At 64.7% G+C, this 17,388-nt stretch carries 18 protein-coding genes and 1 tRNA gene; 12 read left to right on the plus strand and 7 right to left on the minus strand.

Annotation, left to right across the window (positions count from 1 at the left end; all coding sequences use genetic code 11):
• Positions 1 to 26: 26 nt before the first annotated feature.
• A complete protein-coding gene (locus AC3A5Z_RS02715; protein ID WP_487517864.1) occupies positions 27 to 494 on the plus strand; it encodes a helix-turn-helix domain-containing protein in 468 nt (155 codons plus the stop codon).
• A gap of 123 nt (positions 495 to 617) precedes the next feature.
• Here AC3A5Z_RS02715 and AC3A5Z_RS02720 read toward each other — a convergent pair whose 3' ends face one another.
• The 3 genes from AC3A5Z_RS02720 to AC3A5Z_RS02730 form a co-directional block, all read right to left on the minus strand.
• Positions 618 to 797 (minus strand): CsbD family protein, encoded by a 180-nt coding sequence (locus tag AC3A5Z_RS02720; protein ID WP_487517865.1) that lies wholly within the window; start codon positions 795 to 797, stop codon positions 618 to 620.
• 146 nt (positions 798 to 943) lie between these two features.
• Positions 944 to 1,945, minus strand: coding sequence for a sensor histidine kinase (locus AC3A5Z_RS02725; protein ID WP_487517866.1), 1,002 nt, complete (start codon positions 1,943 to 1,945; stop codon positions 944 to 946).
• 96 nt (positions 1,946 to 2,041) lie between these two features.
• Complete coding sequence (locus AC3A5Z_RS02730; RefSeq protein ID WP_487517867.1) at positions 2,042 to 3,415, minus strand: sensor histidine kinase; 1,374 nt, start codon at positions 3,413 to 3,415, stop codon at positions 2,042 to 2,044.
• Between the two features lie 364 nt (positions 3,416 to 3,779).
• On the opposite strand from AC3A5Z_RS02730, the gene AC3A5Z_RS02735 reads away from it, so the two are divergent.
• The 9 genes from AC3A5Z_RS02735 (at position 3,780) to AC3A5Z_RS02775 (ending at position 12,651) form a co-directional block, all read left to right on the plus strand.
• Positions 3,780 to 4,580, plus strand: a complete 801-nt coding sequence (locus tag AC3A5Z_RS02735) for a DNA adenine methylase (RefSeq protein ID WP_487517868.1) — start codon at positions 3,780 to 3,782, stop codon at positions 4,578 to 4,580.
• A 948-nt stretch (positions 4,581 to 5,528) separates the two neighbouring features.
• Complete coding sequence (locus AC3A5Z_RS02740; protein WP_487517869.1) at positions 5,529 to 5,783, plus strand: GlsB/YeaQ/YmgE family stress response membrane protein; 255 nt, start codon at positions 5,529 to 5,531, stop codon at positions 5,781 to 5,783.
• Between the two features lie 27 nt (positions 5,784 to 5,810).
• Positions 5,811 to 6,302 (plus strand): YidB family protein, encoded by a 492-nt coding sequence (locus tag AC3A5Z_RS02745; protein WP_487517870.1) that lies wholly within the window; start codon positions 5,811 to 5,813, stop codon positions 6,300 to 6,302.
• Positions 6,303 to 6,344: 42 nt separating this feature from the next.
• Positions 6,345 to 7,151, plus strand: coding sequence for a hypothetical protein (locus AC3A5Z_RS02750; RefSeq protein WP_487517871.1), 807 nt, complete (start codon positions 6,345 to 6,347; stop codon positions 7,149 to 7,151).
• On the plus strand, positions 7,139 to 7,975 hold the full coding sequence (locus tag AC3A5Z_RS02755; protein ID WP_487517872.1) for a glycosyltransferase family 2 protein: 837 nt from the start codon (positions 7,139 to 7,141) through the stop codon (positions 7,973 to 7,975). Before AC3A5Z_RS02750 ends, AC3A5Z_RS02755 begins: the two co-directional genes overlap by 13 nt.
• A 99-nt stretch (positions 7,976 to 8,074) precedes the next feature.
• The gene (locus AC3A5Z_RS02760; protein ID WP_487517873.1) at positions 8,075 to 9,250 is read left to right on the plus strand and encodes an efflux RND transporter periplasmic adaptor subunit; all 1,176 of its coding nucleotides are present in this window, start codon (positions 8,075 to 8,077) and stop codon (positions 9,248 to 9,250) included.
• Position 9,251: 1 nt separating this feature from the next.
• The gene (locus tag AC3A5Z_RS02765) at positions 9,252 to 11,180 is read left to right on the plus strand and encodes a MacB family efflux pump subunit (protein WP_487517874.1); all 1,929 of its coding nucleotides are present in this window, start codon (positions 9,252 to 9,254) and stop codon (positions 11,178 to 11,180) included.
• 94 nt (positions 11,181 to 11,274) lie between these two features.
• Positions 11,275 to 12,513, plus strand: coding sequence for a Coenzyme F420 hydrogenase/dehydrogenase, beta subunit C-terminal domain (locus tag AC3A5Z_RS02770; protein WP_487517875.1), 1,239 nt, complete (start codon positions 11,275 to 11,277; stop codon positions 12,511 to 12,513).
• A 64-nt stretch (positions 12,514 to 12,577) separates the two neighbouring features.
• Positions 12,578 to 12,651: transfer RNA gene (locus tag AC3A5Z_RS02775), tRNA-Gly, on the plus strand.
• 1 nt (position 12,652) lies between these two features.
• Here AC3A5Z_RS02775 and AC3A5Z_RS02780 read toward each other — a convergent pair.
• The 4 genes from AC3A5Z_RS02780 to fabA all read right to left on the minus strand — a co-directional run bounded on the left by AC3A5Z_RS02780 (position 12,653) and on the right by fabA (position 15,737).
• Complete coding sequence (locus AC3A5Z_RS02780) at positions 12,653 to 13,069, minus strand: VOC family protein (protein WP_487517876.1); 417 nt, start codon at positions 13,067 to 13,069, stop codon at positions 12,653 to 12,655.
• A gap of 107 nt (positions 13,070 to 13,176) precedes the next feature.
• Positions 13,177 to 13,965: an enoyl-ACP reductase FabI gene (locus AC3A5Z_RS02785; protein WP_107665135.1), complete on the minus strand. Its 789-nt coding sequence runs from the start codon at positions 13,963 to 13,965 to the stop codon at positions 13,177 to 13,179.
• A 10-nt stretch (positions 13,966 to 13,975) separates the two neighbouring features.
• Positions 13,976 to 15,205, minus strand: a complete 1,230-nt coding sequence (gene fabB / locus AC3A5Z_RS02790) for a beta-ketoacyl-ACP synthase I (RefSeq protein WP_487517877.1) — start codon at positions 15,203 to 15,205, stop codon at positions 13,976 to 13,978.
• 19 nt (positions 15,206 to 15,224) lie between these two features.
• Complete coding sequence (fabA, locus tag AC3A5Z_RS02795) at positions 15,225 to 15,737, minus strand: bifunctional 3-hydroxydecanoyl-ACP dehydratase/trans-2-decenoyl-ACP isomerase (RefSeq protein ID WP_487517878.1); 513 nt, start codon at positions 15,735 to 15,737, stop codon at positions 15,225 to 15,227.
• A 136-nt stretch (positions 15,738 to 15,873) separates the two neighbouring features.
• Here fabA and irr point away from each other — a divergent pair, with 136 nt between their 5' ends.
• Entirely contained in the window at positions 15,874 to 16,308 is a 435-nt protein-coding gene (gene irr, locus AC3A5Z_RS02800) for a Fur family transcriptional regulator Irr (RefSeq protein WP_487517879.1), read from the plus strand.
• Positions 16,309 to 16,479: 171 nt separating this feature from the next.
• A complete protein-coding gene (locus AC3A5Z_RS02805; protein ID WP_487517880.1) occupies positions 16,480 to 17,313 on the plus strand; it encodes a transglutaminase-like domain-containing protein in 834 nt (277 codons plus the stop codon).
• The last annotated feature ends 75 nt before the right edge of the window (positions 17,314 to 17,388 follow it).

The raw sequence follows: 17,388 nt of genomic DNA on the forward strand, positions 1-17,388 counted from the left end.
TATTTGTGTTCAAGTCAAGGGGCTAGATGGCGGCGAGCGTAAACTACGGCCAGAGACTGAAGGGCTGGCGGATGGCCAAGGGCCTAAGTCAGCGTGAGCTGGCGCAAGAGATCGATGTCAGCCAAGGTTACATTGGCAATATCGAAGCAGGTCGCAGCGAGCCGTCGCGAAACTTCCTAGTCAGCTTGCAAGAGAGGTTCGGGGTTCGCGCCGACTACATCCTGCACGGGATCGGCGCGGCCGAAGGCAGTGCAGGTCCTTCTGCTGCGCAGCCCGCGGAGATCGATCCGCTCATGCTCGTCATCTGCGCCGGTGCCGTCCGCCAGGAATACTCTGCTGCCGGGGTGGATCTGCCACATGAGAAGCACCTCACAGAGACGACTTGGATGGCTGCGGAGCTTCGCTCTCGAATGGCGGATCCATCCGACGGTGACGAACTCGAGGCCTTGCTCCCGATCGTCGGCGCGCTTCTGCGAGAGCGCCTGCACGCGTGACGTGAAGCGACTGAACGCGCCCCAATAAAAAGCCCGGGCTGTTGCCCGGGCCTGCCAAAATAAATTCTAAGTCTGAGAAACAGGTTTGAGGATGAAGTCTGACCTGAAATCGCCGTCTTTGGACTACTTGCCCTTGACCGCGTCCTTCACATCACCGGCCGCCTTTTGCGCTTTGCCGGCGACCTGATCGGCCTTTCCGCTCGCCTGGAGCTTGCTGTCGCCCGTCAGCTTGCCAGCGGCTTCCTTGAGTTTGCCGCCGACATCTTTTGCAGTGCCTTCAATCTTATCTTTGTTCACGGCCATGATCTCCTTGAGTGGCGCGATCAGAACGCGATCACCGAACCGCGGTTCCAGCGATTTTCTTCACAATCTTGATGAACGTTGACTGCCGTCCGACTGCAGTTGCCAAGCTCTTGGGCGCATGGGGCGTCAAAAGCCGCTTCGCCGAATCAGTCGGTAAGCATTCCTGTCTTGAGTCTGATCGTGATGACCACGCCCTTTGGATCCCAATCATATTCCATGTGGCCATCGAAGCGTCCGATGATCGTCTGCGAAACAAGCTGGCTGCCATAGCCGTCATGTTCCTCCGGCTGGCACACGGGGGGGCCGCCCTGCTCAGTCCAGGCGATCGTAAGATCTTCGCCCGTCAGCGTCCCGGACACATCGAGAAGGCCGAATTCTGCAGAGAGCGCTCCATACTTGAGCGAATTCGTTGCCAGTTCGTGGAGCACGAGGGCCAGTCCCGCTGCGGCGCTGTCACCAACGCCGATGCGCGGCACCGCGACGCGGATGCGCCCCGAGAAGGCGGCCTTCTCATCGTAGGGCGCAAGGAGGACGGCAAGAAGATCGCCCAAAAGTGCGGCCTTGCCTTGCCCGCCGGGAAGGGGACGCACGAGATCATGTGCCCGCCCGAGCGCTGTCAGCCGGGTGGTCAACTGGGTCGCCATGTCGGCGACGGATTCCGACGAGCGCGAAGTGATCTGCGTCAGCCCGGCTGCGATGGTCAGGAGGTTCTTGACCCGATGGCCCATCTCGCCTGCAAGGAGTTCGCTGCTCTCCTGCGCCTGCTTGCGGATGGTAACATCAAGGAAAATGCCCGTCATGCGCCGCTTGTGGATGCCTTCGTCATTTCCCCGGCCGCGGGCCGAGATCCACCTAACGTCACCATCGACGAGTGTGCGGAAATCAATCTCGTAAGGCCCAGTAACGGCACGCGTCGCACTGAAGGCAACACGGACGCGGTCCTTGTCAGCCGGATGGATCCGCTCCGAAAGCTGCTCGAAGGTCAACACCCGTCTCGGCGCGATGTGCCACATATCGTAGCCCCGTGCATCCATCACGAACTCGTTGGTGTCGACGTTCCACGACCACACAGCTACGCCGGCCGCGTCGATGGCCCTTTGCAACTCATCCTGACCCAAGCCAGTCTGGCCAATTTCCAAAGTGGTCAATTAAGCTTGCCCTTCCAATGCCCGTCAGAGGATTAAAGCTTCCAACTCAAAAAGGCCGTAACCGGTTCCGTTAGTCCGTGGCAAGAGTAGAACAAATCATGACCACTTTCCAGCGGTCTCAGTACCGATGTCGAATCCCGCCTCTCTGGCGAGGGCATGTGCCAGCGGAACCCTTATTTCAAAGGCAAGACCGTCGTTCAACGTTGCGGTCTGCATCGATCCATCGGCGGATTCTACGGTCTGTGCTATGATGGACAGGCCGAATCCCGCTCTCGAAATTTGCGGGGTGAACGGTAGGCCCTTTTCCGTCCATGTCAGGCAGAGTTCCCCCTCGTCGGCGAGGACTTCCCACTGAATATCTACCCAGCCGCCCTCGATGCTCAACGCGCCATGCTCCCGCGCGTTGCTCGCCAATTCATGCAGGATGAGTCCGATCTGCCCCGAGGCTTTTGGGGCGACCATTATTTGAGGGCCGGAAACGCAAACCCGGCCGTCACAGTCAGCTTGCTGGAGCACCTCGGCATGCACCAAGCTCGATAGCTCACTTCCAACCAGATCGCCACGCACGAGAAGGTCGTGCACCCGGGCCAAAGACTGGACACGCGCGGTGAAGCTCTTGGAGAACTTTGCAGGATCATTGGTTTGTCGTGCAGACTGCTTGGCCAAGGCAAGAACCGTGGCCAACGTATTTTTCACCCGGTGGTTCAGTTCATCAAACAGGCGCCGCTGTAGGCCCTCGGACGCTTTTCTTGCCGTGATATCGCGTGCGATTTTGGACGCGCCGACGATGTCTTGGGCGCGGTTCCGTAAGGGTGAGATCGTGACGGAAAGAGGAACTCTCCGCCCATTCTTCGCGACGTGTTCTGTGTCGAAGGAATCGATCTTCTCGCCTCTGCGGAGGCGCTCCATGATCATCCGCTCATCGTCGTAGAGCTCGGGTGGAATGATACGCAAGATCGACTGGCCGATGATCTCGTCGGAATCATATCCGAGGATGCGATGTGCCGCCGCATTCCATGACGTGACTGTGCCATCGAGGGTCTTTGCGATGATGATGTCCTCGGAGGAGGCGACGATTGCCGCCAGGCGCTCTTTCTCAAGATCGCTCGTTGCAGTATCCGGCGACTGCGAAAGGAGCGTCAGCGTGTGATCGAGGGCCTCTCCGCGAAAAATTAATTTCGTGACGGAGTTCACCCTGACCCGCGAATTGTCGGCGTGCTGCATGATGACATCCCCCTGGGCAACTCGACTTCCGTCGCGAAGAGCGAGAGCCACAAGGGAACGATCCTTTGGAAGCTCATTTCCCAAAATGTCCAGAAGGCGCCACGCCCCGCACCATCGTGTGGCACCGAGCTCGGGAGATTGTCCCCAGAAGGAGATCGCCATGTCGTTGTGCGAGGTGATAAATCCTGCCGGATCAGTTGCATAGGCAGCGATCGGGAGGTCGGGCAGTTCAATATGGTGATCCACCTAGATATATCTTTCAGTTCCTTGGCCAGGGGAGACCATCAAGAAATTCGGGGAGCAATCGCATGCGGGACCCACTCGCACTACGTTCGGCGCATCCTTAACCCTCCCTACGCCCGGATGTTCCGAACTTCTGGCGGTTCTGAGCTACGAACCCATCGGATCGGCGTGGCTGCCCGGGTGGGGCGCGATCTAACGTAGGGGCACAATTCTTGAGGATTTCGCTAAGGTCAACAACGAAGACGTGCCTTGCCACTCAGGCACTACGCGATGATGACATATTAGTCCACAGAAATCATTGGGTTGGTCTCTTCATCATGTCTGGCGGCCTGTTATGGTGGGGCAGAACTTTCTAAGGACACCTCCCGTGCTACTTGTGAACCCAACCTTGCCCGCCGCTCCTTGGATCGGCGGCAAGCGCAACCTTGCAAAGAGAATTGTCGCGGCGCTCGATGAGATCGAGTGCGTGACGTACGTCGAGCCGTTCGTCGGCATGGGCGGGATATTTCTGCGCCGCAGCCGGCGTCCCCGAGCAGAGGTCATCAATGATCGCGGCCGAGACGTGGCGAACCTGTTCCGGATCCTGCAAAGACACTACGTTGCCTTTCTCGACATGATGCGCTTCCAGCTTACTGTGAGGGCAGAGTTCGAGAGACTGGTCGCGGTCGATCCTTCGACACTGACCGACCTCGAGCGGGCAGCGCGGTTTCTTTACCTGCAGCGCACCGCCTTTGGCGGCAAGGTATCCGGCAGGAATTTTGGCGTAGCTCGGGAGAGGGGCGGGCGGTTCAATCTAACGACACTTGAGCCTATGCTTGAAGACCTTCATATCCGCCTCGCAGGCGTCGTTATCGAGTGTTTGGACTGGTCGGACTGCATAAGCCGCTATGACAGCGCGGATACACTCTTTTATCTCGATCCGCCTTATTGGGGCTGTGAAGACGATTACGGCAAATCTCTCTTTTCACGTGACGATTTTTCGAGGATGGCCGGCCAATTAGCCGCAATTCGCGGGAGATTCATTTTGTCGATAAATGACGTGCCCGAAATCCGAGAAGCCTTTGGGCGCTTCCATCTGACGCCCGTGGCGACAAGCTACACGATCCAGGCGGGCGGAGCGCGGCCCGCGGCCGAGCTTCTGGTGGCGTCGCATCGCCCACAGAGCTGAAAATCCGTTGCATGTTCGGCGGCCGCTCGCCACTGGGGCGGCTTCTCTATATCGTTGAAATCGCTATGGAAAATTGAACATGCAACAGCTGCGGCAAACTTGCGGGTAAATTTGCATGTTCGGATTGTCAGAGCCGGCGCTGCAGAGCGTCCAAAGCCGCCCATTTCCTCAGAAAATCATTACGCATCAGTGATTTAAACGGTCGCCCGTTCGGTCGACGGTGCGTGGCTCTTCTTCTCTCTAAGCGGCTGTAAACGGGCTGTTTGACCACCACTGCAGGTCTTGAGATAGCCTGGCACCGCGAAGCGTAGCGAGACGGAGGATGCGCTTGGGATCCGCCACGAGAGATCGCGTCCTCGCGCGCCTTTGAGCAGGTGATGACGAGACGGCTGCCAGCGCTGGACAACAAGAACATGCTTGGCTGCAAAGCTTCGCTCCCACTGCCTCGCCCTCTCAAGATGTAAGTAAATCAGAGCGTTAATGAAATCGCAGATATTACATAAGCGCCCTTTCGGGTGGCTTACCCATGGAAAGTTGCGCAGAACATGGGGCTTTGTGATCGGGCGGGTGGCCTGCTCATCCTCACGAATTTGTAGTCCTCAGCTTGGCCAAATGGCGGTCTAGTCGCCGGTCGTCTCCGCGGTCAGCCAGCTTTGCCCGCATCTTCCCGCTTTCTTCCGGCTTCTTGCAGATGTGAATGTCACCCCTCAGCGACCCTGCTAGTCGCCGGTCGTCTCCGCGGTCGGCCAGAATTTCCCACATCTTCCCCGCCTCTTCCGGCTTCCTTCCGATGTGAATGTCGCCCCTCAGCAGCGTGACCGCAGGATCTGCAGGATGGGACAGGGGATTCCCTCAGCAACATCAACGCCCGCGCCCGACGCGAGGGAACCCGGGAAAGAGATTGTGCGTTGCGGGGAGGCAGCGTCCAACCAAAAGGGGATCGGGACCATGGGCATTATCTGGACCATCATCATCGGCTTCGTCGCCGGCGTCATCGCCAAGTTCATCACGCCGGGCAACAACGAGCCTTCGGGGTTCATCCTCACCACCATCCTCGGCATCGTCGGTGCTTTCGTCGCCTCCTGGCTGGGGCAGGCTCTGGGCTGGTATGGGCCGGGCGAGGGTGCCGGGCTGATCGGGGCCGTCGTGGGTGCGATCATCGTGCTCGTGGTCTGGGGCATGGTTTCGAAGAAGCGCGCCTGACCGTCACAGCGTAAAGGAGACTGAGCCATGGCCAGATCCACTCCCTCACTGATGGCCCTTCTGGGGCTGGTTGCCGTCGCGGGCTATCAGAACCGCGACAAGCTGGGGCAGATGCTGAACAGCGGGTCCGCGCCGCGCGATCCGGCGGCGCCTCAGCCGGAAGGCGGGCTGGGCGGCATGATGTCGGACCTTGCCGGCATGTTCGGCGGCGGTGCGGCCGGGGCGGGGGCCTCGGGTGGGCTGGCCGGGGGCATCGGCGAGCTGCTCGACCGCTTCCGTTCGGCGGGGCAGGGGCAGAAGGCGGACTCCTGGGTCTCGACGGCCCAGAACGAGCCGGTGCAGCCGACCGACATCGAGCAGGTGCTAGATGCCGAGACGCTGGACGAGCTGTCGCGCAAGACCGGCCTCAGCCGGGCGGAGCTGGTCGAGCGGCTGTCGGCGGCGCTGCCCGAGGCGGTGAACCGCCTTACCCCGCAGGGCCGGGTGCCTTCGGATGACGAGCTGCGCGGGCTGATCTGAGCCGGGCTTCCCCATCGCTCCGGCATGGCCTAAGATGCGGTCATGCCGGATGCGAGGGGCGAAGCGGTGCAACAACCGGAGACGGTCAACGTCATCTGCATGAAATGGGGCTCGCTCTACGGGCCTGATTATGTGAACAATCTGGCGCGCGGCGTAGCGCGCCACCTGAAGCGGCCCCACCGCTTCGTCTGCTTCACCGACACCACCACCGGGCTCGACGCCGGGATCGAGGCGCTGCCTCTGCCGGAGCTGAACCTGCCTGAGGGCAAGACCGACCGGCGCTGGCGCAAGCTGGCGCTGTTCCGTCACGATCTCGCCGGGCTGAGCGGCACGGCGCTGTTTCTCGATCTGGATCTGGTGATCCTCGACGATCTGGAGCCGTTCTTTGCCCATCCGGGCAAGTTCCTCATCATCCGCGATGACGATCTGTTCCGCGCCAAGCCGCTGCGCCGGGTGAACCCCGAGCGGGACCGCTTTTTGCATTCGGTCGGCAATTCCTCGGTGTTCCGCTACGAGATCGGCGCGCATGGCTATATCCATGACGCCTATGTGGCCGATCCCGAGGCGGCGATGGCGAAGTACGAGATTTCGCAACAGTTCCAGAGCGCGCAACTCGCTGCGCATGGCGATCTGGCCTATTGGCCGAGCGACTGGTGCGTCAGCTTCAAGAATGCCTGCGTGCCGCGCGGGCTGCGCAGCTATCTCGGCGATCCGATGTTGCCGGAGGGCGCGAAGATCGTGGTCTTCGCCGGCAATCCGAAGATGACCGAGGTGCTGGAGGGCGGCGGGCAGCGTTGGTATCGGCGGATCGGCAATATCGGCTGGCTGAGGAAGGCGTGGCAGGGCTGATGCTGGGCGATCTGATCCGCGAGTGGAAGCGCAAGCGGCGGGTCGCCGCGGCGCTGGCCGAGCTGGAGGCGCGGTCGGTGACCGGGCGGCCGCATGGCCTGCCGGCGCCGCTGGTGGTGTCGCTGACCAGCTATCCCGGGCGGTTCGGCACGCTGGCCTTGACGCTGCGCGCCGTGCTGCGCCAGACGGTGCGGGCCGACCGGGTGGTCTTGTGGCTTGCCGCCGAGGATGTGGGGCAGCTGCCGCCCGAGGTGCTGGCGCTGAAGGCCGAGGGGCTGGAGATCGGCGTGTCGGAGAACCTGCGCTCCTTCACCAAGATCGTGCCGATGCTGCGCGAGGCGCCCGAGAGCTTCATCCTGACCGCGGATGACGACATCGCCTATGGCCCGCGCTGGATCGAGGATCTGGTGGCGGGGGGCGATCCCGCCCGGCCAGAGGTGCTGTGCCACCGCGCGCGGCGCGTGGCGCTGGGGCCGGACCGCCTGCCGCTGCCCTATGCCGCGTGGGAGGCGAACATCGGTCCCGCCGTGGGGCCGCTGGTGTTTTCCACCGGCGTCTCGGGCGTGCTCTATCCGCCGGGGGTGTTCCACCCGGAGACCTGCGACGCGCGCCTGTTCCGCGAGCTGACGCCTGCTGCCGACGATGTCTGGCTCTGGTGGATGTATCGGCTCACCGGGGCGGTGGCGCGCAAGGTCGGGCCGCCGCAGCGGATCGTCGAATGGCCGGGCAGTCAGGTCACCCAGCTCAGGCAGGGCAACCTGACCGGGAACGGCAACGACCGGCAGATCGCGGCGATGATCGCGCGCTACGGCTTTCCGCACTGATCACGGATTTGTTTTCGCGAATTTGCGATAAGGCGCGTCTGTCGCGCCGGAAATCCGCCTACGTCACGTTACAGGCTTGATGAGTGGAAGTGAGGCACAATGAAGAAGTTCTGGTTCGGGCTGCTGGCCGTGCTGGTCGTCGCGGCGGGGGGCTATGGCTGGACGCGCTGGCAGGCGTCGCAGGTGGTCGTGGTGCCGACCACGGTCGCGGTGGAGCGGGGCACGGTGGAACAGACGGTACTGGCCTCGGGCGTGATAGAGGCCTCGTCGCTGGTCTCGGTCGGGTCGCGCGTGTCGGGGCAGGTCGAGACGCTGGCGGTGACCCTGGGCCAGGAAGTCAAGGAGGGCGATCTGATCGCCCAGATCGACTCGCTGAGCCAGCAGAATGACGTGCTGCAGGCCGAGGCGGATCTGGCGCAGATCGAGGCGGACATCCTCGCCAAGAATGCCTCGATCCGCGAGGCGGAGCTGACACTGGAGCGCAATCAGCAGCTGAGCGAGCGCCGGCTGTCCTCGACCGGCGATCTGGAGGCGGCGGAGGCGGCGCTGGCGGTGGCGCGGGCCGGGCTGATCTCGCTGGAGGCGCAGAAGCAGCGGGCGGAGGTCACGATCTCCAACGCGCGGCTGGAGCTGGCGCGGACGAAGATCACCGCGCCGATCGATGGGACGGTGGTGGCGATCGTCACCAGCGAGGGCCAGACGGTGAATGCCGGGATGGATACGCCGACCATCGTCAAGCTGGCCAATCTGGAGCGGATGGTGGTGAAGGCCGATGTCTCGGAGGCAGATGTGATCCGGGTGGAGCCGGGGCAGGTGGTAGGATTCACCCTCTTGGGCGAGCCCGACATGACCTTCGAGGCGGTGGTGCGCGATGTCGAGCCGGCGCCGGCCTCGATCAAGGAGAGCGACGAGATCTCGACCGACACGGCGATCTATTACAAGGGGCTGTTCGACGTGGAGAACCCGGACCGCAAGCTGCGCATCGGCATGACGGCGCAGGTGTCGATCCAGATCGCCGAGGCGAAGGACGTGCTGACTGTGCTCTCCTCGGTGCTGGGGGCGCGGGACGAGGAAGGCAATTACGCGGTGCGGGTCTATGATCCGGCGACCGGGCAGACGGAGGAGCGCAGCGTCACCGTCGGGCTGAACAACAACATCACCGCCGAGGTGACATCCGGGCTGGCGGAGGGCGAGAGGGTCATCGCCGACGCCGCCGCGCCGGGGGCCGCGGCGGGCGGCAGCCGCCGGGGCGGGCCGCGGATGATGGGCTTCTGACATGGCGCTGATCTCGCTGCGCGGCATCGGGCGCGCCTTTCAGGCGGGCGATGAGCAGATCACCGTGCTCAAGGACGTCTCGCTCGACATCGAGGCGGGGGAAATGGTGGCGATCATCGGCTCCTCCGGGTCGGGCAAGTCGACGCTGATGAACGTGCTGGGCTGTCTCGACCGCCCGAGCGCCGGGACCTATCTCTACAACGGGCGCGACGTGGGGGCGCTGTCGGCGGAGGACCGGGCGCGGCTGAGACGCGAGCATTTCGGTTTCATTTTTCAACGCTACCAGCTGCTGCCCGATCTCGACGCGCTGTCGAATGTCGAGGTGCCGGCGATCTACAAGGCGACCCCCCGCGCGGAACGGCGCGAGACGGCGAAGGCGCTGCTGACCCAGCTGGGGCTCGGCGACCGGATGGACCACCGGCCCAACGCGCTGTCGGGCGGCCAGCAGCAGCGGGTGTCGGTGGCGCGGGCGCTGGTGAACGGCGGCGAGGTGATCCTGGCCGACGAGCCGACCGGGGCGCTCGACACCAAGTCGGGGGCCGACCTGATGGCGCTGCTGGCCGATCTGCACCGGCAGGGCCACACCATCATCATCGTCACCCATGATCCCGAGGTTGCGGCGCTGGCCGAGCGGGTGGTGGAGATCCGCGACGGGCTGATCATCGCCGATACCCGCAAGACGCCGCTTGGCACGCCGCCCGAGGTGAAGACCACGACGGCGCGGCCGAGGGGCGGGCTGGCCGAGCGGATGTTCGAGGCTTTCGTCATGGCGACGCGCTCGATGAACGCGCATCGGCTGCGCAGCTTCCTGACCATGCTCGGCATCATCATCGGCATCGCCTCGGTGGTGCTGGTGGTGGCGCTGGGCGCGGGCAGCCAGCAGAAGGTGCTGGAGAATATCGCCGCCATCGGCACCAACACCATCTCGATCCGGGCGGGCACGGGCTTCGGCGACCGGCGGGCCAATGCCATCGACACGCTGGTGCCCGCCGATGCGCAGGCGCTGGCGCAGCAGCCGTTCACCGTCTCGGTCTCGCCCGAGGTGAGCACCAGTGCCACGCTCGCCTATCGCTCGGTGGCGACCTCGGCCTCGGTCCGGGGCGTGGCGGGGGGGTATTTCGAGGTGGCGACCTATGAGGTGGTGCAGGGCCAGCTCTTCGGCCCCGACGCCATCGCCGCCCGCGATCAGGTGGCGGTGATCGACGAGGCCACGGCGGAGACGCTGTTCCTGCAGCACGAGGATCCGATCGGGCAGGTGATCCTGCTGGGCCGGGTGCCGATGCAGGTGATCGGCGTGGTGAAGAGCGCGGCGCAGCAGTTCGGGCCGGACTCGCTGCGGGTCTTCGTGCCCTATACCACGGTGGCGGCGCGGATCACCGGGTCGGACAGCATCAACTCGATCTCGGTGAAGGTGCGCGACGATTACGAGATGGACGAGGCGCAGGAGATGATCGAGGCGCTGATGCTGCGGCGGCACGGGGTGAAGGACTTTTTCACCACCAACTCCGACACGATCCGCGAGACGATCCAGAGCACGGCGCAGCTGCTGACGCTGCTGGTCTCGGCCATCGCGGTGATCTCGCTGATCGTCGGCGGCATCGGGGTGATGAACATCATGCTGGTCTCGGTGACGGAGCGGACCAAGGAGATCGGCGTGCGCATCGCGGTGGGGGCGCGCAGCAGCGACATCGTCATGCAGTTCCTGATCGAGTCGGTGCTGGTCTGCCTTCTGGGCGGGGTGCTGGGGGTGGGGGTGGCCTATGGCATCGGGCTGATCGCCAGCGAGTTCCTGCCCTTCGGGCTGACCTTCTCGGCGGTGGCGGTGGTCTCGGCCTTCCTCTCCTCGACGGTGATCGGCATCGCCTTCGGCTTCCTGCCGGCGCGCTCGGCCTCGCGGCTCGATCCGGTGGTGGCGCTGTCGCGCGAGTAGGGGCTGGGGCGCTTCGCCGCGCCCCGGGCTCCGGTCTCGACGGCTGCGGGGGGCTGGGCTACTGCTGGGGGTGACGCCCAGCATGGAGCGCGCGATGGACATGCCCTTCCTTCCCGGCCTCTCGGCGCCCGCGCTGCCCGGCGGTCCGCGCCCCGGGCTCTGCACCGATTGCGGCGTGTCGCGACTGGGCGACGGCAAGGCCTGCGGGCGGGCCTGCCAGTTCATCCATCCCGACTATCCGGCGCAGGAGCGGTGGGTGCATGGCCGCGAGGCCAAGCCCGAGCGCGAGGAGGAGGCTTTCTTCGGCCCCTACCGCGAGATGCTGCGGGCGCGGCTGGAGCCTGCGGCCGAGGGTGCGCAATGGACCGGGATCACCACGGGCCTTGCGGCGGCGCTGCTGGAGGCGGGCGAGGTCGATGCGGTGCTGGCGGTGGCGCCCGACCCCGAAGACCGCTGGAAGCCGATGCCGGTGATCGTGACCGAGGCCGCCGAAATGGCGCGCTGCCGGGGCATGCGGATGGGCTATGCGCCCACGCTCGCGCTGCTGGAGCCGGCGCGGGCGGCGGGGCATCGGCGGATCGCGGTGATCGGGATTCCCTGTCAGGTCTACGCGCTGAGAGCGATCGAGGCGGAGCTGGGGTTCGAGCGGGTCTTCGTGATCGGCACGCCCTGTTCGGACAACACGACGACCGCGAATTTCCACGGCTTTCTCGACCTGCTCGACCCCAAGCCTGCGGGGGTCAGCTATCTGGAGTTCCGCGCCGATTTCCGGGTGGAGCTGCGCTATGACGATGGCCGGGCCGACCGGACGATCCCCTTCCTGAAGCTGCCGATCTCGAAGCTGCCCGCCGATTTCTTCCCGATGACCTGCAAGACCTGCGTCGATTACACCAACCGGCTGGCCGATATCACCGTGGGCTACATGGGCGGGGACGGCGATCAGTGGCTTCTGGTGCGCAACGCGCGCGGGGCGGCGATGCTGAGCCTGCTGCAGGAGCGGCTGGTGCTGGCGCCGCTGACCAGCAAGGGCAAGCGCAGGGGCGCGGTGGCGGGGTTCCTGCAGAACACGGCGCGGGCGGCGGGCGGGCTGCCGCTGCGCTCGATGCCCGACTGGCTGCGGCCGGTTGTCGCCTTCCTGCAGCCGCGGATCGGGCCGCGCGGGCTGGAATTCGCCCGGGCGCGGGTGGAGATGAAGGCGGTGGAGACGGTGCTGCACCTGCGCCGCACCCATCCGGCGCGGATGAAGAACATGGTCCCGGCCCATGTCTGGCGGCTGGTGGCGCCCTACGGGCTGACGCCCGAGCCGGGCGAGGAGCCGCGGGGGGAGCCGTGAGCCCCGAGGCGCCGCGCGCCGACCCTTGAGCCCGGCCCCGGATGGTGCTATCGCTTTTCCCGACGCGGGTATGGTGAAGTGGTATCACACGAGCCTTCCAAGCTCTTGGTGCGGGTTCGATTCCCGCTACCCGCTCCACTCACATCTTCTCGGCGGTCTGCGCCGCTTCCATGTCCATCCAGAACGGCTCGAAGACGTTGCCGTCGGGGTCCATGACGGTGCGGGTATACATGAAGCCGTGATCGGTCGCGGGCCTCGGCTCCGACCCGCCCGCCGCCAGCGCCGCCGCCGCCAGATCGTCCACCGCGTCGCGGCTGTCGCGGCTGAGGGCGATGAGCGCCGCGGTGCTGGCGCTGGTGTCGGCGCGGGGCAGGGGGGTGAAGCTGTCGAATTTCGCATGGGTCAGGATCATCAGGAAGATCGTCTCCGAGACCACCACGCAGGCGGCGGTGTCGTCGCTGAACTGCGGGTTGATGCTGAAGCCGATCGCCTCGTAGAAGGCCTTTGCGCGGTCGAGATCCGAGACAGGCAGGTTGACGAAGATCATCTGCGGCATGGGAAATCCTTTCGGGGTGAGAGGATCAGACTGCCAGAGGCCGCGCCCGCCGCCAAAGGAAAAGCCCGCACGGTGGCGGGCCCTTGCCGAACGGTCTTGCGGAAAGCCTAGATGTTCTCGGGCTGCGGCATGCCGAGGATGTGGTAGCCGCCGTCGACATGGACGATCTCGCCCGTGGTGCAGGCGCCATAATCCGAGGCGAGCCAGACCGCCGTGCCGCCGACTGCCTCCAGCGTGGCGTTGGAGCGCAGGGGGGCGTTGGTGTCGCTGTGGCGGTAGGTGTTACGCGCGCCGGCGATGGCGGCGCCGGCAAGCGTCTTCATCGGGCCGGGCGAGACGGCATTGACGCGGATCTGCTGCGGGCCGAGATCGTTGGCGAGGTAGCGCACGGCCGATTCCAGCGCCGCCTTGGCCACGCCCATCACGTTGTAATAGGGCGTCACCTTGTTGGAGCCCTGATAGGTTAGCGTCAGCAGCGTGCCGCCCTGCGGCATCAGCTCGGAGGCGCGGCGGGCCACGTCGATGAAGGAATAGCAGGAGATCGTCAGCGAGTTGCGGAAGTTGTCGCGAGACGTGTTGATGAAGCGGCCCGCGAGCTCGTGCTTGTCGGAGAAGGCGATGGCATGGACCACGAAATCGAGGCTGCCCCATTCGTCCTTCAGCCGGCCGAAGGCCAGATCCATCGAGGCGTCGTCGGTCACGTCGACATCGACGAGGAAGGACGATCCGACCGAGGCGGCCAGCGGCTCGACCCGCTTGCCGAAGGCCTCGCCCTGATAGGTGAAGGCCAGTTCCGCGCCTTCCGCCGCCATCGCCCGGGCGATGCCCCAGGCGATCGAGCGTTCGTTCGCGACGCCCATGACGAGCCCGCGTTTGCCCTTCATCAGATCGGCCATGCCGAAACCCTCACCCGTTGAATTTGCTCATGACGAGGGTGGCGTTGGTGCCACCGAAGCCGAAACTGTTGGACAGCACCGAGTCGAGCGTCACGCCCTCGCGCAGTTCGGTGACGATCTCCTCGGGGTGGAGTTCGGGGTCGAGCTGGGTGACATTGGCCGAGGCGGCGATGAAGTCGCCGTTCATCATCAGGAGCGAGTAGATCGCCTCATGCACCCCGGTCGCGCCGAGGCTGTGGCCGGTGAGCGATTTCGTCGAGGAGATCGGCGGCACATGGCCTTCGCCGAAGACCCGGCGGATCGCCTTCACCTCGGTCACGTCGCCCGCGGGGGTCGAGGTGCCGTGGGCGTTGATGTAGTCGATCCTGCGGCCCTCGGGCAGGGTGGCGACTGCGAGCTTCATCGACCGCTCGCCGCCCTCTCCCGAGGGGGCGACCATGTCGGCGCCGTCGGAGGTGGCGCCGTAGCCGGTGACCTCGCCGTAGATTTTGGCGCCGCGGGCCAAGGCATGCTGAAGCTCTTCCAGCACCACCACGCCGCCGCCGCCCGCGATGACGAAGCCGTCACGCGTCGCGTCGAAGGGGCGCGAGGCGGTCTCGGGCGTGTCGTTGTATTTCGACGACATGGCGCCCATCGCGTCGAAGAGGCAGGAGAGCGTCCAGTCCAGTTCCTCGCCGCCGCCGGCGAAGACCACGTCCTGCTTGCCCATCTGGATCAGCTCGGTGCCATTGCCGATGCAATGCGCCGAGGTGGAGCAGGCCGAGGTGATCGAGTAGTTCACGCCTTTGATCTTGAAGGGCGTGGCGAGGCAGGCGGAGTTGGTCGATGACATGCAGCGCGTGACCATGAACGGCCCCATGCGCTTGGGTGCACCCTTCTCGATGACGATGCGGTGCGCTTCGAAGAAGTTCGAGGTCGAGGGGCCGCCCGAGCCCATGATGAGGCCGGTGCGCGGGTTCGACACCTCGGCGGCGTCCAGCCCGCTGTCGGCGATGGCCTGCTGCATGGCGAGGAAGTTGTAGGCGGCGCCCGGACCCATGAAGCGCAGGTCGCGCTTGTCGATGTGGTCTTCCAGCACGATCTGCGGCATGCCGTGGACGCGGCTGCGGAAGCCATGCTCGACATATTGCGGCGAGGCGACAATGCCGGAGCGGCCAGCGCGCAGGCTGGCTTCGACCTCGGTCGCGTTGTTTCCGATCGGCGAGATGATCCCGATCCCGGTGATGACGACGCGGCGCATGGCGCTCTCCTTCACAGTGTCAGACGGCAGCGGCGGCCAGCCCGACCTTCATGTCCTTCACGTTGTAGATCTCTTCGCCATCGGCGACCACGCGCCCGTCCGCAACGCCCATCTTCAGGCGGCGGTCGATCACGCGGGTGAAATCGACGTGGTAGGTAATCATCTTGCGGGCCGGTGTCACCATGCCCTGCAGTTTCACCTCGCCGACGCCGAGCGCGAAGCCCTGGCCCTGCCAGCCGCGCCAGCCGAGGTTGAAGCCGGTGAGCTGCCACAGGCCGTCAAGGCCGAGACAGCCCGGCATCACCGGATTGCCGGGGAAGTGGCAGGCGAAGAACCACAGGTCCGGCGTGATGTCGAATTCGGCGACGACATGGCCCTTGCCATGCAGACCGCCATCGGCGCTGATTTCGGTGATGCGGTCCATCATCAGCATGGGGGGCAAGGGCAGTTGCGCGTTACCCGGGCCAAAAAGCTCGCCGCGGGCACATTGCAGCAGCGCCTCTTTGTCGAAATATGTCGGGAACTGCGCCATTGCGTCTCCTCGTCCTCCCAATCTCAATTGCTTCCCTCTATCACCCGGGTCCGAGCACTGGCAAGGGCAGGTGCGGCCAGCGGGCTGCGACGCTTTTCATTTGATATATGCGGAACGAGCACGATATAATGCCCCTATGGCAACAGGAAGTCAGATAGGACGCACGGCGATCGAGCGTGGCACCGAGTGGCTGGCGCGTGGCGGATTGCGTCCGACACGTCAGCGGGTGGCGCTGGCGGCCCTTCTGGTGGGCGATGGCGAGCATCGCCATGTCACCGCCGAAAGCCTTTTCGCGCTGTCGGTCAAGGGCCCCGAGAAGGTGAGCCTCGCCACCGTCTACAACACCCTGCGCGCCTTCTGCGAGGCCGGGCTGATCCAGGAAGTCGTCGTCGACGGCGCCCGCAGCTATTTCGACACGCGGATGGACAATCACCCGCATTTCTTCTGGGAGGATACGGCGGATCTGTTCGATGCGCCGGCCGACCAGCTTGAGATCAGCCGTATCCCGCAACTGCCCGAGGGGGCGGAGCTGAGCCGGGTTGATGTGGTGATCCGACTGAAGCGGGTCTGAGCCTTCGCGATACTGCCCGCTTTTGCGGCATCCCCGCCCTGAATGGGGCGGGGAATTCCGGTTTGAGCATTTTGCCGCCCCGGCCCGCAGGCTTCGGGCGGAACCAAGGCCCGGGACTGCGGTTCTGTCGCTGATGATCGTTCTCGCGCATAATCACACAAGGTGGGCCCCATGCTGATACGGTTCGGATATGAAATCTCGGTCAATTGCCAGCAGCCGACCCCGATGATCTGCCTGCTCGCCCTGCGCGATGAACGCCTGTCGGATCTGCGGATGCCCGACACGGTGATGACGACGCCCGAGGTGCCGACCAGCCTCTACCGCGATCTCTTCGGCAACACCTGCCGCCGCTTCGTCGCCCCCGCCGGTGATTTCACCATCACCGCCGATGGGGTGATCGCGGATTCCGGGCTCACCGATCCGGTGGACTGGACTGCGCAGGAGACGCCGATCGCCAATCTGCCCGACGACACGCTCGTCTACCTGCTCGGCTCGCGCTATTGCGAGACCGACCGGCTGAGCCAGATGGCCTGGGACATGTTCGGGCATATTCCGCCGGGGTATGGCCGGGTGCAGGCGATCTGCGACTTCGTCCATAACCACATCCGCTTCGACTACCAGAACGCCCGCAACACCCGCACCGCCTACGAGGCCTGGCAGGAGGGCACCGGGGTCTGCCGCGATTTCACCCACCTGGGCATCGCGCTCTGCCGCTGCATGAACATCCCGGCCCGCTACATCAACGGCTATCTTGGCGATATCGGCGTGCCGGTGGTGCTGCCGATGGATTTTTCGGCCTGGATGGAGGTCTATATCGGCGGGCGCTGGATGACCTTCGATCCGCGCAACAACATGCCGCGTATCGGCCGGACCGTGGTGGCGCGCGGTCGCGACGCGGCGGACGTGCCGCTGATCCATTCCTTCGGGCCGCATATGCTCACCGGCTTCAAGGTCTGGTGCGAAGAGGTCCAGAGCCTGCCGGAGCGGGGCGCGCTGACCGCCTGACCCGCGCCCTTGATCTGGGTCACGGCAGCCTCGTCTCACATGCAATAGATCGCATGTGACCGCAAAGGCCAAGGC

The sequence above is a fragment of the Cereibacter sp. Soil_C_27 genome (assembly GCF_057657095.1).